This window comes from Streptomyces sp. NPDC031426 (assembly GCF_055581585.1).
The window spans coordinates 19,743-35,049 of record NZ_JBVIJE010000039.1 but is presented as its reverse complement, the minus strand read 5'-3'; the positions used below and the strand labels follow the sequence as shown (position 1 = coordinate 35,049).

Annotated in this window: 8 protein-coding genes; 1 reads left to right on the top strand and 7 read right to left on the bottom strand. The window is 71.6% G+C overall.

Translation table 11 applies throughout. The features are described from left to right. Positions 1-4,288: type I polyketide synthase (locus tag ACZ5NH_RS41240; protein WP_468783005.1), on the bottom strand; the 4,288-nt coding region annotated here is incomplete at its 3' end. Positions 4,289-4,455: 167 nt separating this feature from the next. Then, positions 4,456-6,183: a fatty acyl-AMP ligase gene (locus ACZ5NH_RS41235; RefSeq protein ID WP_468783003.1), complete on the bottom strand. Its 1,728-nt coding sequence runs from the start codon at positions 6,181-6,183 to the stop codon at positions 4,456-4,458. Positions 6,184-6,636: 453 nt separating this feature from the next. Here ACZ5NH_RS41235 and ACZ5NH_RS41230 point away from each other — a divergent pair, with 453 nt between their 5' ends. After that, positions 6,637-7,086 (top strand): hypothetical protein, encoded by a 450-nt coding sequence (locus ACZ5NH_RS41230; RefSeq protein WP_468783001.1) that lies wholly within the window; start codon positions 6,637-6,639, stop codon positions 7,084-7,086. Positions 7,087-7,516: 430 nt separating this feature from the next. On the opposite strand, the gene ACZ5NH_RS41225 is transcribed toward ACZ5NH_RS41230, so the two are convergent. The 5 genes from ACZ5NH_RS41225 to ACZ5NH_RS41205 all read right to left on the bottom strand — a co-directional run bounded on the left by ACZ5NH_RS41225 (position 7,517) and on the right by ACZ5NH_RS41205 (position 15,021). Then, complete coding sequence (locus ACZ5NH_RS41225; RefSeq protein ID WP_468782999.1) at positions 7,517-8,596, bottom strand: S1 family peptidase; 1,080 nt, start codon at positions 8,594-8,596, stop codon at positions 7,517-7,519. 819 nt (positions 8,597-9,415) lie between these two features. Next, on the bottom strand, positions 9,416-10,105 hold the full coding sequence (locus ACZ5NH_RS41220; RefSeq protein ID WP_468782997.1) for a DUF4232 domain-containing protein: 690 nt from the start codon (positions 10,103-10,105) through the stop codon (positions 9,416-9,418). A 437-nt stretch (positions 10,106-10,542) separates the two neighbouring features. Then, entirely contained in the window at positions 10,543-11,049 is a 507-nt protein-coding gene (locus ACZ5NH_RS41215; RefSeq protein ID WP_388635542.1) for a hypothetical protein, read from the bottom strand. Continuing rightward, the gene (locus tag ACZ5NH_RS41210; protein ID WP_468783029.1) at positions 11,046-12,242 is read right to left on the bottom strand and encodes a CHAT domain-containing protein; all 1,197 of its coding nucleotides are present in this window, start codon (positions 12,240-12,242) and stop codon (positions 11,046-11,048) included. Before ACZ5NH_RS41210 ends, ACZ5NH_RS41215 begins: the two co-directional genes overlap by 4 nt. A 1,612-nt stretch (positions 12,243-13,854) precedes the next feature. Further along, positions 13,855-15,021, bottom strand: coding sequence for a hypothetical protein (locus ACZ5NH_RS41205; protein WP_468782994.1), 1,167 nt, complete (start codon positions 15,019-15,021; stop codon positions 13,855-13,857). Positions 15,022-15,307 lie beyond the last annotated feature (286 nt).

The following is a 15,307-nucleotide window of genomic DNA, read 5'->3' as shown; positions in this document are numbered from 1 at the left end:
CACGTCGGTCACGTGACGCCGACTCCCGGGCGCCGGCGGCAGGTTCGGCATCGGACACCGGCCGGGGCCAGGACCGTACGGGCACCTCGCCACCCGTGTCGTGCGCCTCGGCCCCCACCGCTTCGAAGCGGCGCGAGGCCGCAACGACGTCCGGGGCGGACGCGTCATCCACGACACGTCGGTCACGTGACGCCGACTCCCGGGCGCCGGCGGCAGGTTCGGCATCGGACACCGGCCGGGGCCAGGACCGTACGGGCACCTCGCCACCCGTGTCGCGGCACCGGATCCCCGCGGCTTCGAGGCCGCGCAGGGCCGCCTCGACGTCGGGGTCGGACGGGTCGCCGACGACGGTCCAGGCACCGGCCGGAGCCTGGACGCTCGGTTCGGGCGCGGCCGTCCAGGCCACCTCGTACAGGTGCCGCCCGTTGCCCGAACCGCCGACGAGATCCGCCGGGCTCGCGGCCCGCAGCCGTACCCCCTCCAGCCGACCCGCGGGGAAGCCGTCTGCGTCCCACAGCGTCACGTCCAGCGTGAGATCCGTGCCGGCCGCACCAGTGCGCCGCACGGACACGGTGAGGTCGTCGGCGCCGCCGTGCGACAGCGCGGCGCGGCCCACGGAGACCGGAAGGAGCACCCGGCCGTCGGAGGCGGCGCCCTCTTCGAGGGCCGCTGCCACGTGCAGCGCGGCGTCCAGCAGCGCCGGGTGGACCGGGTAGGGATCGGCCAGGTCGTGGGCCACGGACGGCAGCGACAGCCGGGCCAGCAGCTCGCCGGCGCCGGTCACCACCGCCTCCCGTACGCCCTGGAAGGCCGGACCGTAGCCGAGGCCGAGCCCGGTCAGCCGCTCGTAGGTGTCCGGGCTCCAGGCGGGCTCCGCCGCCTGAGGCCACACCGGCGGCCGCCCCGCCACCGGAGTCGCCCCGGCCGCCGAGGCGGTGGCGTGCAGGGTCCAGGTGGCCTCCTGACCGCGCGGGCGGCTGTGCACGGTGATCTCCGGTGCCGGGCCGGCGCTGACCACCTCGACGGACACCTCCACCGTGCCGGAGGTCGGCAGCACGAGGGGTGCGAGCAGCAGCAGGTCGGTCACGTCGGCCGGGTCGTCCGGGCGCGCCACGGCGAGGGCGGCCCGGCACAGCTCCAGCAGGGTCGTGCCGGACACCACGGTCCGGCCGAACACGGTGTGGTCGGACAGCCAGTCGGCGGTGGCCGGGGACCACTCGTTGCGGAAGGTCCAGCGGGTCTCGTCGGCCGACTGCAACTGGACGCCGAGCAACGGGTGCGCGGCGCGGTCGAACAGGCCGAGGCCACCCGAGGCGGATTCGGGTTCGATCCAGTGACGCCGGGTGTCCCAGGCGTAGGTCGGCAGGTCCGTCCGGACGGTGTCGGCGACCAGGCGCCGCCAGTGCAAGCGCCGTCCGTGGACGTGCAGTTCGGCGGCGGCGTGGTCCAGACAGGCGGGTCCGTCCCCGTCGCGGCGGAGGGAGCCGACGGCGACCAGTTCGTGGCCGGATTCCTCGCCGATCGTGTGCAGGGCTGTCAGCAGGGACGGATGCGGGCCGAGTTCGACGAAGTGGCGGTAGCCGTCTGCCGCCATGCGCTCCACCGCGGGCGCGAAGCGGACGGGTTCGCGCAGATTGCTGTACCAGTAGTCGGCCTCCAGCTCCTCGGTGACCGGTTCACCGGTGACGGTGGAGTACCAGGCGACCGACGTGGGGTACGTGGTCACGCCGTCGAGCTCGTCGAGGATCGTCGCGCGCACCTGCTCGACCCGGGCGCTGTGGGAGGCGTAGTCGACGTCGAGGCGGCGGACGAAGACCTGTTCCCGGTCGAGGTCGGCGAGCAGGCCCTCCAGCGGCTCCACGTCACCGGCGATCACCGTCGCCCGGCCGCTGTTCACGGCGGCGACCGAGACCCGGCCGCCGAGACCGTCGAGGCGGGTGACGACCTCGGTGTGCGGCAGGGCGACGACGGCCATGGCGCCGGTGCCGGACAGCTCGGTCAGGGCGCGGCTGCGCAGGGCGACCACCGCGGCCGCGTCGTTGAGGCTGAGCGCGCCGGCGACGCAGGCCGCGGCCACTTCGCCCTGGCTGTGCCCGATCACGGCGTCCGGCCGGACGCCACGGGCCCGCCACACCGCGGCCAGGGACACCATCACCGCGAAGAGCACCGGCTGGACGACATCCACACGGTCCAGGGACGGGGCTCCCGCCTCGCCGCGCAGAACGGCCGCCGCGGACCAGACGGTGAACGGTCGCAGGGCGGCGTCGCAGCGGTCGAGCTCGTCGGCGAACACGGGCTCGCGTTCGAGCAGGTCACGTGCCATGCCGGCCCACTGGGCGCCCTGGCCGGGGAAGACGAAGGCCACCTTGCCCGCGGGCAGCGTCCGCCGAGGGCCGGCGGTCAGGCCGGGGTCGGGCCGGCCCTCTGCGAGGGCCCGCAGCGCGGTCAGCAGTTCGTCCCGGTCGGCCGCCTGGACGACGGCACGGTACTCGAAGTGGGTGCGGTGGTGGGCCAGCGTCGCGGCCACGGCGGGCAGCGGCGACTCGGGCCGGACAACGAGACGTGCGTGCAGTCGGTCGGCTTGTCCCTGGAGCGCGGGGAGCGTGCGGGCGGAGAGCGGGAAGAGCGTCGGGCCGGGCAGCTCCGCCCCCGCCCCGGCCGGTGCGACGGCGTCCTGCGGTGCCTCCTCCAGCACGACGTGCGCGTTGGTGCCGCTGATGCCGAACGCGCTCACCCCGGCCCGCCGCACGCGGTCGCCGTCACGCGGCCACGGCCGGGCGCTGCCGTGCACGGTCAGGCCGCTGCCCGCCCAGTCGACGTGCTCCGTGAGGGTCTCGGCGTGCAGGGACGGCGGTATGAGCTCGTGTCCGAGGGCGAGCACCGTCTTGATCACGCCGCCGATGCCCGCGGCGGCCTGGGTGTGACCGATGTTGGACTTCAGCGAGCCGAGGCCGAGGGGCCGGTCGGCGGGGCGGCCCGGTCCGAAGACGGCGGCCAGTGCGCGACCCTCGATGGGGTCGCCGAGCGGGGTGCCGGTGCCGTGCGCCTCGACGTGGTCCACGTCGCCCGGTGCGAGTCCGGCGGCGTCGAGGGCCGCGCGCAGCACCCGTTCCTGCGCCGGGCCGTTGGGGGCGCTCAGCCCCTGGCTGCGGCCGTCCTGGTTGACGGCCGAGCCCTTGACCACGGCGAGCACCCGGTCGCCGTCGCGGCGGGCGTCGGCGAGCCGCTTGAGCAGCAGCACACCGCAGCCCTCGGCCCACACCACGCCGTCCGCGTCGGCCGAGAATGGGCTGCACCGCCCGGACGGCGACAGCCCGCGCAGCCTGCTGAACTCCACGTGTCCCCGCGGGGTCACCAGCAGGCTCGCGCCGCCCGCCAGGGCGAGGTCGCACTCACCTGCCGCCAGCGCGCGGGCCGCCAGGTGCAGGGCGACGAGGGAGGAGGAGCAGGCGGTGTCGACGGTGACCGCCGGGCCCTGCAGACCGAGGGTGTAGGCGATGCGCCCGGAGGCCACGCTGGGTGCCGAGCCCGTGCCGACGTGCCCGTCGAGCTGGGCCAACGAGGCGGAGGCGAGGTATCCGCTGTCGTACAGGCCGATGTAGACGCCCGTGAGGCTGCCGTGCAGCGTCTCGGGGACGATCCCGGCCCGCTCGATCGCCTCCCAGCTGGTCTGCAGCAGCAGCCGCTGCTGCGGGTCCATGGCGTCGGCCTCCCGGGGCGAGATCCCGAAGAAGGCAGCGTCGAAGCGGTCGATGCCGTCGAGGAAACCGCCACGCAGCGTGTACGCCTTGCCGGTGGCCTCGGGGTCGGGGTCGTAGAGACTCCGGGTGTCCCAACGGCCCGCCGGTACCTCGGAGATGGCGTCCTCACCGGCGGCGAGCAGCCGCCACAGCCCTTCGGGGTCGTCGGCGCCGCCGGGGAAGCGGCAGGCCATGGAGACGATGGCGATGTCGTCGCCCGCCGTCCGCGGCGGAGCCTCGGCACAGGCCGGGCCGGCCGCCGGGGCGGGCGGCTCGCCGAGGACCGCGTCGGCCAGCGCGGCGATCGTGGGGTGGTCGAAGACGAGCGATGGCTCCAGTGGTCGGCCGATCCGTGCGGACAGTTCCGCGGCCAGCGTCACCAACCGGCGTGACCCCAGCCCGAATTCCGCGATCGGCCGGTCCGGGTCGACGGCCAGCGGGTCGAGCCCGGCGGCCTCGGCGACGGCCGACCCCAGCCAGGCCCGTACGTCCTCGGCGGTGGTGAGGGGCGGGATGGTGGACTGCTTCCGGGGCTCGTTCGCAGGCATCTGGGCAGGTGTCCTCAAGCGACGGTGACGCGGGCGGATTCCGCACGACCGCATGCGGCAGCGGCGTACGACTGACATCGGGTGACGTACGGCCGAAGTCGACGGACCTGCGGCCGCGGAGGGCGGACGTGCGGCCGGCGCGGGCGGGCGCGCCGACGGCGGTGGGGTCATCCCGTGACGGGCACGTCCACCAAGGCGAGGGTGCCGTCGAGGTAGGCCGCCCGGGAGGCGCGACGCTGGATCTTCCCGCTCGACGTCTTCGGGATGGTGCCGGGGCGGACCAGCACCACGTCCCGCACCGACAGGCCATGGGCCTCGCCGATCGCGCTGCGCACCAGGTCGGTGATCTTCTCGGCCTCGCCGGCCGCCTCCGGCGCCACCTCGGCCACCACGACGGCCTGTTCGCCCTCCGCACCGCCGGCGTCCACGGAGAACGCCGCGGTGCAGCCGGGCCGCAGTGCCGGGTGGGACAACTCCGCGGACAGCTCCAGGTCCTGCGGGTAGTGGTTGCGCCCGTCGATGACGACGAGGTCCTTCAGGCGGCCGGTGACGAACAGTTCGCCGTCCCGCACGAAGCCGAGGTCGCCCGTGCGCAGGAAGCGGCCCTCGCGGCCGGTCAGGGTGGCGCGGAAGGTCTCGCGGGTGGCCAGGGCGTTGCGCCAGTAGCCCTTGGCCACGCTCGCGCCGGCGACCCAGATCTCGCCGACCTCGCCCTCGGGCAGTTCCTCCTGCCGTTCGGGGTCGGCGATCACCACGGTGATCCCGGGCCCGGGCCGGCCGCAGCCCACGGCGGCCGCGTCCGCCTCGCCGGCGTGCGGGCCGGTCTCGGCGGCCTCCAGCAGGGTGGGCGGGGCGTCCACCGCACCGCCGGTGACCATCAAGGTGGCTTCGGCCAGGCCGTAGCAGGGGTAGAACGCCTCATGGCGGAAGCCGGCCGCGCGGAAGGTCTCGGTGAACCGTCGCAGCGTGGCCGCGCGCACCGGTTCGGCGCCGTTGAAGGCGACCTTCCACGCGCTCAGGTCGAGGCTGTCGACCAGGTCGGCGGTGGCGTGCTTCAGACACAGCTCGTAGGCGAAGTTGGGGCCGCCGCTGGTGTGCGGCCGGTAACGGCTGATCGCGGTCAGCCAGCGATCGGGGCTCTGCAGGAAGTGCAGCGGCGAGAAGAGCGTGGCCGTGGCGCCCAGGTACAGCGTGTTCAGCACCGGGCCCATGAGGCCCATGTCGTGGTAGACGGGGAGCCAGCTGAGGATCAGTTCCCGGCCGTGCTCCGCGAGGGCGTCCGGGGTGTGCCCCATCCGCTCGGTGATGATCCGCTCGTTGTCCAGCAGGTTGCCGTGGGTGACCGCCACACCGCGCGGGGCGGAGGTGGAGCCGGAGGTGTACTGGAGGAAGGCCACCGAGTCGGCGGAGAGGTCGGGGGCGTGCCAGGAGCCGGCCGCGTCGTCGGGAATGTCCTCGGTGGCGATGCGGGGGACGGTGTCCGGTTCGGGCAGCTGCTCGGTCCATGTGCGCAAGGCACGGATGACTTCGCGGCCGCCGAGGATCACCTTGGCGTCGGAGTCGGCCATCAGACGCTTCATCCGGACAAGGGCGCGGTGGTTCTGCGAGCGTCCCTGCGGGGGCACGCCCGGCACGGCGACCACGCCGGCGGCGAGGCAGCCCAGAAAGGCGGAGACGAACTCCAGGCCGGGTGGATGGAGCAGCAGGGCGCGCGAGCCGGCCAGGCCTCGGTCCTGGAGCCAGGCGGCCACGGCCCGGGAGCGGTGGGCCAGTTGTCCGTAGGAGATGTCCTGGATGTCCCCGTCGCAGTCGCCGGTGAGGAGGTACCGGTAGGCGGTACGGTCGGGCTGTTGCTGGGCGTGTGCGGTCAGTAATTCGACCAGGGAACGAGCCATGTGACGAGTCCCACCTGTCCGGGTCAGCGAGTGAGGGAACTGGAGTTCGACGGCCGCGTGATGCGCACGCGCAGAAGCCGTTGACCGGGCCCCCTTGCCAGGTCATCCGTCTCGCCACTCGCCTGGCGGCGAAATGGCCGCAGGTCTCCCCGCGTCCCCCCACTCAGCTTGCTACCAATGAGTAACACCATAACAAGTCCCGCCGGTCGACGGGTCGAACGCATGTAAACGGTGCGTGTCCAAAAGGAGTTGGCTGCCCGCCGGCTCCGCCGGGCCGGCTCGCCCGTCCACGCACCCGGCGCCCGCCCGACAGCCGGAGCCGCCCGAGCATTCCGCCTTTCCAGTGCCACGACTACCCCTGCCCGCCGACGCCGTATGCCCCTGCTGCGTGCAGGGGCACGCCACGGCAACAACACACCGCGGGGCAGACCACTGCCGATCCATCGAGCTTTCATGCCGGAACTCATGACCAGCCTCCCGCGACCGCTGCCGGCCGCCTGGGCACGCCAAGGGATCAAAAGAGCAGAGTCTGATGCGGACGTGGCCGATGCCTTTGTCCAGCAGCTACCGGTGGAACGTCTGACCGAACTCCTGGCCGTTACCGGTCCGAACCTGTTCGACCGCGAAGGCGTACGGCTGCTGGTCGAAGAGCTATCGCATCAGCCGGCCATCTTCAGGCTCTTCCGGGTCAGCCTGGACGGAGTCGAGGATCACCGGGAATCCGGCCTGTCCCTCTTCCTCCCCAACGGGGTAGAGCCGAACAGGCCCTTCAACCGCCGGCCGCTGCCGTGTCGCGGACTTCCATCGGTAGCGAGCAGACCCTCTCGGGGCCTGAGTCAGGATTCGCCGTTGGTCTTGTGCGAGTCGTCCTGGGCCGAAGATCCCGCCGGTGGTGCCGAGTGAGGCCGAGCGGGAGATGTTGCTGTCGTAGGTGCGTCATCCTTCGTCCGCTCAAGCGTTGGCGTTGCGATCGCGGATCGCGCTGGAGCGACAGTCGCCCGCCATGAAATCTCCACATGGACCCGACAGAAACCCCCACGACCCCTCGCGCTGAACACACAGGTCAGCGCGTTGCCTGCATCGAGGTCGCCGTCACCGTTGGGATCCCACTAGGCGATTCCAAGAAGAAAGCCTGGTCAGCGCACCGACCAGGCATTTCAGAGTGTGTGTCCGCGGGGCGAGTTGACCGCTGACGACACGGTCGTGGTTGCACAAGAAGAGCTCTTCCTCTGAGACACCTGTCGGCGTAGCCGCCGCTGCTGCCGCTACCACTGCTCGTCGATGCAGTGGGTGGTGCGGGGCCGGCGTGACCTCATCAGCTACGAGCGGCGCGTCAGGGGATGGTGGCTCCCTCTGCGCCGAGAGCCGCCGTCACGGGCTGGAAGAAGGTCTCGCCGCCCGAGGTGCAGTCACCGCTCCCGCCGGAGGTCAGGCCGATTGCCGCGTCGCCGTCGAAGAGGGCGCCGCCGCTGTCGCCGGGTTCGGCGCACACGGTGGTGTCGATCAGTCCGAAGACGGAGCCCTCCTGGTAGTTGACGGTGGCGTCCAGTGCGGTGACTTGTCCGCCGTAGACGCCGGTGGTGCTGCCGCTGCGCTGGACCTGCTCGCCGACGTAGGCGTCGGCGGCACGGGTGATCTGCTGGGTGCTGCCGTCGTACAGGTCGACGGTGCTGGGGTGGTCGGTGCCAGGGTCGTCGTACTGCACGAGGGCGTAGTCGGTGCCGGGGAAGTGCGAGTCGACCGTCTGCCCGATCTCGCCGCCACCTTGGGAGTCGGACCAGCCGGCGGAGGCGTTGCCGCAGTGGCCGGCGGTCAGGAAGTAGGGAGCTCCGCCCACGGACACATTGAACCCCAGGGAGCAGCGAACTCCGCTGCCCCAGATGGCGTCACCACCGGCGATCAGGGGTTTGAAGGGTGAGGTTCTGTGCCGAAGCACAGCCTTGTTCCCCAACGCGTGGACCGCGGCGTCGAGGCGGATGAGCTTGGCTCCGGTGACGGTGGGGTCGGCTGTGACGACCACTTGGTCCTTCCGGGGGTCGACAGCCCAGGCGGTACCGGGGATTCGGGCCTGTCTCGCCAGGAGGCCTGCCGCGGCGTGGAGTTGAGCTGTGGAGTAACGCACCACCCTGGCGACCGCACCGGTAGCGCGGACCTGGTCGGCGACCGAGGGGTCGGTGATGTTGACGACGAGGCGCCGGGACGATGTGTCGAAGTAGGAGCCGGCAGCACGGTCACCCAGCTGAGAGGTGAGAGCCACGACGGCTTTGGTCTCGGCCGCGGTGGGCTTGGCGTGCGCGGCCGAGGCGGGCGCAGCGGTGGCCGCGCCGGCACCGGGCAGCAGGACGGCGGCGGCGAGAGCGGCTGCTCCTGCACCCGCGGAAAGGGAGCGAGAAGTGAAGATGCGAGGAAGCATCAGGGATGACCTCCGGTGGGGGCCCGCGTCGGCTGGGGAGGCCGGGCGGGGCGGGAAGTGGCCTCGGAGCAACCCGCAATTGGGTCGTGTCCATGGCAAGCCCGAGTATCGCGACGCACGGTTCGCGCCCACAAGGCAACAATCAGGCCATGCGCCAGGATGCGAGAGCCGGGCGAAATACGGCGGCAGCTGGCCCGCTGCGGCCTCGGAAGCCCGGACCCTGACCGGGCCCTCGCTCGGCCGCAGTGCAACCTGCAGCGCTTGGGCATGGACCCTGAGTGCGGGCCGATCGCATCCCGGATCTTTGCCCACCGCCCGGCCGGGCGCGGCATCGTCCGCATGACCCCGCGTCTCCCAACCGGTTGTCAGCGCCATTTCCTTCCAGACGGCCGTTCTCGTCGATGGCGGATTCATGTCGGCCGGGCTTCTGCCCATGCCGGATGACCATGACGGTGGTGTTGTCGGCGGCCGGGGCCCCGGAAGGGGGCGCGGCCGACGGGGTCGGATGCGGCTGTGCGCGCGTGCTTGCCGCCGCAGCCTGCAAGGACCGCGGACGCGGCCATCGTGGCCAACGTCCGGCGCCGACTGACTGACGCGCGACCCACGCCGCTGCCGCGCGACGTCCGCGCAGACGCCCCACCCTGCCGACCCGAGTCGGGGCCCGGCGCATTTGACATTCCGTCTCCCGAAGAGGGCGGGGCGAAAGGCGGTGCGCTCGTTGAGGTCTCACGGGCCGAGCCTCGGTTCCGGGGCCGCACCGGGGTGGCGCGGCCGGGGGCCGCACCGGTGTGGCGCCCTGCCACAGTCCGCTGGCGGAAGTCAGGGCTGGTTGGGCAGAAAGGCCGTGGTGCGGACGATGTCGTCGCACTCCGCGAAGTTGCCGCCGCCGTCGCCCATCTCGACCTGGAAGCGGCCGCCGGCAGCCCCGACGACGAGGGAGGGCGGTGCTGCGGGCGTGGCGCCGGAGAGGCAGTATCCGTCGGCTTCGCCCATCACCTCGTGGAAGGTGAGCATCAGATAGGCCCGGCCGCCCGGGGCCAGGCGCACGGGGCGGGCGGTGCCCTCAGGGGTGACCTTCAGCGGTCGGCTGCGAGTGGGGTCGCCTTGTCCAGCGATCGCCACGGTGGGGAAGCCCTCGATCAGGCAGGTGCGGCTGCCACTGTTGGCAAGGTTGAGCAGGACGCCGTACGTGTGGTCCGGGTTCGGCTCGAGGCGGTGTGCCACGGACGGGGTCAGTGCCCCGGCGGCACAGGCGGGCGTGGCGGACGTGGTGCCGTGCGATGCGGGAAGCGGGGCGGGCGAGGCCGCCCGGGAGGCCGCACCGGCGGGAACGGCAGACGGGGAGGCGCCGCTGGGGGACGCCACGGAAGAGGAACCGCCGTCGGCCGACGCGGAGGCGGGGGCCGCTCCCGTCGAGCCGCCGCCCGACTGGCATGCGGTGAGCAGCATGCAGGAGGCGAAAAGGGACGTCAGGGTCGCGGCGGTTCTTCGCGAGCGGACGATGGTCATGGGATCACTCCTGGTCAGCGGCATCCGTCGTGCCGGTGCTCATGAGGACGGCGTCCTGCACGGTGGGGTTGCGGCGATACGGCCCTGTGACACGGAGGTGACGTCAGGGAGACGGTTCCGCCCGGCGTCGGGGCGTGTACATCCGCCGTAGTCCGCCGGGGCCGAAGAGGGGCCACCGACGGGCCTGCGCCGGGGGCCGATGTCGCGCCGGTGACCATGACGACCACCAGCAGTGGGTTCACCCTTGTCCCCGGCTACTCCATGCTCACCGGCAGCAGAACCAACTGGCCGGTGTACATCGGCCCAGGCGTCGCCCCGAGCGAGACGACCAACCACTGCTCCGAGGCCCAGCAGGGCTGCAACTCCTCATCGGCCGGCTCCCACGAGTACGACTACCCGCAGCACTTCGGCGAGGGCGTCGGCCACCAGCTGTCGGGTCATTGCCGTGGTGGTCCGCCGAGCCATCGTGTGACCGTGGACGCCAGTTCCTTGAGTGTCGATGCCGAGGCGGCCTCCTTCGCCACGCGGAACTCGAACTCGGTCTTGCCGTTGCGTCGTTTGATGTGAACCGACACTTGTGTCTGCAGCCAGGTGACGACAGCGGCCATCACGACGAGGCCGGGGACGGCGATCTCGCCGCTGAGCCGCGAGTCGGTGGGCGGCTCAGCCAGCACAGCAGCGGCGACGGCAGCAGTTGCGGGCTCTGCGGCGAATGCCGCGAGCAGCCGACGCGCGGCATCGTACGCCGCGGGGCTGTCGGGTATGACCACCGCGCTACCGTCCTGACCAGCTGCGCGCAGCAGGGTGGAGAGCAGGAGAGCGGCCTCGTCCTGGTCCAGCGGCATGGTGTCCGGCGTGGCGTCAGCGGTGAACTCCTCGGTCAGCTCCTGCAGCGCGAGGAGGACCGAGCGGTCGCTGAGCTCGGATAGGTCGGTTGTCCTCATCGGCGTCTCCAGTCTCCGATCAGAGCCAGTGCGGCCCAGTGGTAGGGGTGGCATTCCCAAGGGACGGTGGGATGTTCCAGCATGGTGCGCTGGGCCTGCCACAGCGCCCGCCAGAGGGGCTCGGCGGGGTTCTCCGCCAGCCGTCGGTAGAAGTCTTCGAAGAGCCTGCGCGAGCTGGCATCGTCCACATCCCAGAGTGTGGCTACGACCGTCCTGGCGCCGGAGTGTTGCAGGAGCTGGGCGAGGCCCTGGATATCGCCCGTACTGTGGAGGTCCCCGCGGGCGGTGGAACACGCCCGCAGCGTGAGCAGATCGAGCCGCAGCTCCGCCCTGGCCAGGCGCCGGGCGGTGAGCAGGTGCTCCAGCCGCGTGCCCACCTCCACCGTGAGTGGGTACTTGGTGGGGCGCTGCCCGTCGTGTGCGAGGAACAGGCCGGAGTCCAGTGGTTCGACACGGTCATACCAGCCATGCCCCGACAGGTGGGCGATACGGGCGGCGCCGAGGCCCGCCAGAACGGAATCGGGCGTCGCCTTCAGGCCGGTGACTTCGCTGCGACAGCAGCCTGGGGCGACGAACTCCGCGTCGTTTTCGAGACGTTCGGCGTCCGGATCCTCGCGGGCGGCCGTGCCTGCGACGAATACATCGGTGTTCCCCGTTGCCGCGGGGCGCTCAGAGGTGCGGAGCAGAGCGGTGGCACTGGTCACCTGCACCACGGCGTGCCGGCTTGCGAGCACATGCTCGTCTCCCTGCCCGTCCTCGTTCCGGGTGGCGAGCGGGAGCGCACCGAGCGGAAGGGCACGCACCGCTCCGTCCGCTGCGACGCACAGCAACTCGCGCCCCGCCACCTCGGGGAGGAACGCCAGCAGCCCAGGTGCCAGTTGCGCGAAGAAGTCCAACCCACGTCGCCACGGCCGCCGAGCCGGCAGCGGTGGGAGCGGCGGGAACGCGTCGGCATCGCCGTCGAACGTACGCCGCAGTCGCTGTGCCGCCCGCTGGAGCGTCGCGGACGTCAACTCCGCGCGCACGGCACACAGCCGGCCGCTGTCGGCGTGGACGACAAAGATGGTGGAGGCGTCAGTACCGCAGAAATACGACACGAAGGCGCAGCGTGAGGCATCAGCGTCGGTCCGGAGGTGCGCCCGCAGAGCACGAAGGGTGGCCGGTTTATCCGGATTTCTCAGGATGCTCCCCATGCCGTCGGCCCACGTCTTGTACTCCTCGTGCAGGTCGAAGGCGAGCTCCAGGGGCTGGGCGCTGCGTTGGTCCGTACCGGGCAGGGCGTCTGCCGGGAGCGTGATCTCGTCTCCGCACTCCACCAGCAGCCGGATAAGCAGCTCGTAGACCGCCCGGTACTCGTGCATGAGCGCGGGAATGTCCCCGACCGGCCGGTGCGGGTGCCGGGCCATGGTGTCCAGCAACGCCGAGCGCGCCTGCCAGGCGGTGTCGAACGCCTCCTGCTTGTCCTCCGCCGTACCACGGACCAGCAGCGCCTTGGCCAGACGGTCGGTGACCTGCAGGCGGGTGGCGGCATCGGGTGCGTGCCGCAGAGACTCCTCGCGCAGCACCCGCAGCGCGGACACCGCCTCGGTGACCTGTCCGCGGCCTAGTCGCTGCGCCGCTTCCGCAAGCCGGAACGGCAGGTGAAAGGTCCATCCACGTCCCGGATCGGAACCGACGACGTCACGGAAGACCTGCGCGGTGCGGAGCAGGACGGATGCGTGGTCGGCATCGATGCGGTCCAGGCGCGAGGCCACCAGGGCCATGCCGTGGGCGATGATGTCCTTGCTGAGATGCATGGCCTTCGTCAGCGCCTCGAAGTACGCCCCGACCGCGTCGTCCATGCGCCCCTCGTCGGCGGCGAGGTCACCGAGGCCGACCCAGGCTTCGGCCTCGAAGCGCGCGCCCCCCTCGTTGACGGAGGAACCACCGACCAGCTCCAGCGCGCGGCGGAGGCTCGAGCGGGCTGCGGCGTGGTCGCCGGCTTTCTGGTATGCAGCTCCCAGGCGGTTGAGCGCACAGGCCCGCATCTCCGTACCGAACCGGGACTCCGCGAGGCCGAGTGCCCTGCGGTATTCGCGTACCGCCTCCCTCCCCCGGCCCGCCTCGAAGTACGCACCGGCCAGCAGCATGCGTAGCGCGAACTGAGCTTGGTGGTCGTGAAGTCCCTCGGCTTCCTCAAGTGCCGTCCGGTAGCAGGAACGCGCCTGCTCGTAGTCCGCCTCGTCCTGGCAGAGGATGCCGCGCAGCCGGTGAAAGCGGATGCGCAGCATCGATTCAGAACCCATCTCGGCGCCGTGCGGCCCGAGTTGTACGGAGTCGAGGATGCCGAGCGCCTCCCGGCGGCGACCTTTCGCACCCAGCGCCTCCGCGAGCCGCATCCGAAGGCCGGCGGCGCGGCCCCATTCGTCCGGATGGGGCAGTGGCAACTCGTCCGCCTGACGGAAGGCGTCACGCGCGGCCTCGAACTCGCCGCGCCCCAGCAACTCGGAGGCTTGCCGCTCCAAAAGGAGCCGCGGATGACCGAGATCCTCCTGTGGGTCGGGGAAGCCCACCGGGGCGCTCCCGGAACGGGCAACGGAGCCGATCCGCTGCAACACGCCGCTCAGCTCCCGAGCCAACGACACGTAGAAACCGACGAGCGCGGCGGCCTTGGTCTTGCCGTCCGCCTCGAAGCGGCGCTGTCCGTCCTCCAGCTCGCGCACCAGCTCGTACGGGTCGAACCGGCCAGCGTGGGTCAACAGCAGAGTCTCCGCGTGCCGCGCGCTGCCCGCATTCATCAGGAGCGCGGCGACACGCCGCTCCTGCTCACCCATGGCGGCCATCTTCAGGGCCGTCGGCGCCGACGGTCCGCATGGCCAGGCGTACGGTCTCCCGATCCTCCTCGTCCTGTGCCGTTTCGAAGGCGCGGGCGAACTGGTGCCGCGCGAGCTCGTGGTCGCCCAACATCCACAGGAACTGGGCCACATGGAAGTGGGTGTGGTGGCCCGCCGAGGGCTTCGCGGCCAGCTCGTGCGCGATCCGCCGCGCCTCCTCGTAGTCGCCCGTCCCGCTGGCCGCCCGGCCGTACACGGCGGACAGCAGACCGACGCCATACGTCTCGTTGGCTGGGAACCTCTGGCTCTCCCGGCGCAGTTCCCGCAGGGCATCCTCATCGCCCTCGCCGGCGCGGCGGATGGTCTCGTCCATGTGGCGTTTGCGCTGGTCCGCCATCTGCTGGAACTCGGGGTCCGTGTGCGAGGACCGGAACTCACCCAGCAGGTGGGAGTGCGGAGCGACCTGCTCCAGCAATCGCAGCATCTCGGACAGCCCGTTCATGTCGCCCGTCAAGATGCGGCCATATGCGACGAGTTCCAGGACCTCGGCGTCCTGTGGCATCCCTTCCCGTGCCTGTTCGGCCAGGGCGAGGACATCGTCCGCAGTGACGCCGCTGCCCGGTCTCTGCTGGAGTGCGGCCAGCACCTTGCACAGTTCTTTGAGATCTGCGGGGCTGGCCTCGCCGCGCTCGGCCAGCTCCCGGTACGCGTCTGCTTTCAACTCCAGCAGCCGGAACTCCCGCTCGTCATGGTCACGGATCGTGGCCAGTTCCTCAAGGCGCTGCTGGACCATGGGGCGCAGCGGGTCGTCATCGGGGCACCGCCGGGCGCACTCGTCCAGTTCGCGGGCGCATTCGTCCATCCGCTGCGCGCTGAGCAGGCAGGCTGCCAGGTTCAGACGCAGGCGGACCGCGTTCGGGCGGTGTTTGAGCAGCAGACGCCAGAGCTGGAGCGAATCACCAAAGCGTTTGGCGACCGAGAGCCCGATCGCGTATCGCTCGACGCTGTCGGCATCGCCGGTGGCGGCCTGATTGGCCAGGCCCTTGAGTAATCGATCCCGGTCCTGCACCGATGTGCTTTCCGCCAGCGCCCGGACCAGATCGCCGGGCGGCTCCGAACCGTCCAGTACCCACGGCCACGACAGCCGGAACTGAGTCATGCCACCACCTGCTTCCCGATGCGCACCTTGCCATTCGGAAGAACGACAGCAGCGAGATGTTCGGTTCCCGGGCAGTCTTCCACCTCGGCCGGGACGGGCCTGCCGACCTGGCACACGCCCGCACCCTCTACCGCTCGTAGCCGACGTGGCACCGGCGGCTGGACGAGGAAGGCCCCAGACCCTCGAGGGGGACGCGGCAGCGGCCGAGGATTCGGTGATCGGGGGATGACGGTGCTGAAGTGGCGGCAGGGTGCGGAACCCCTGGTGCTGCTACAGGTTGTGCCAG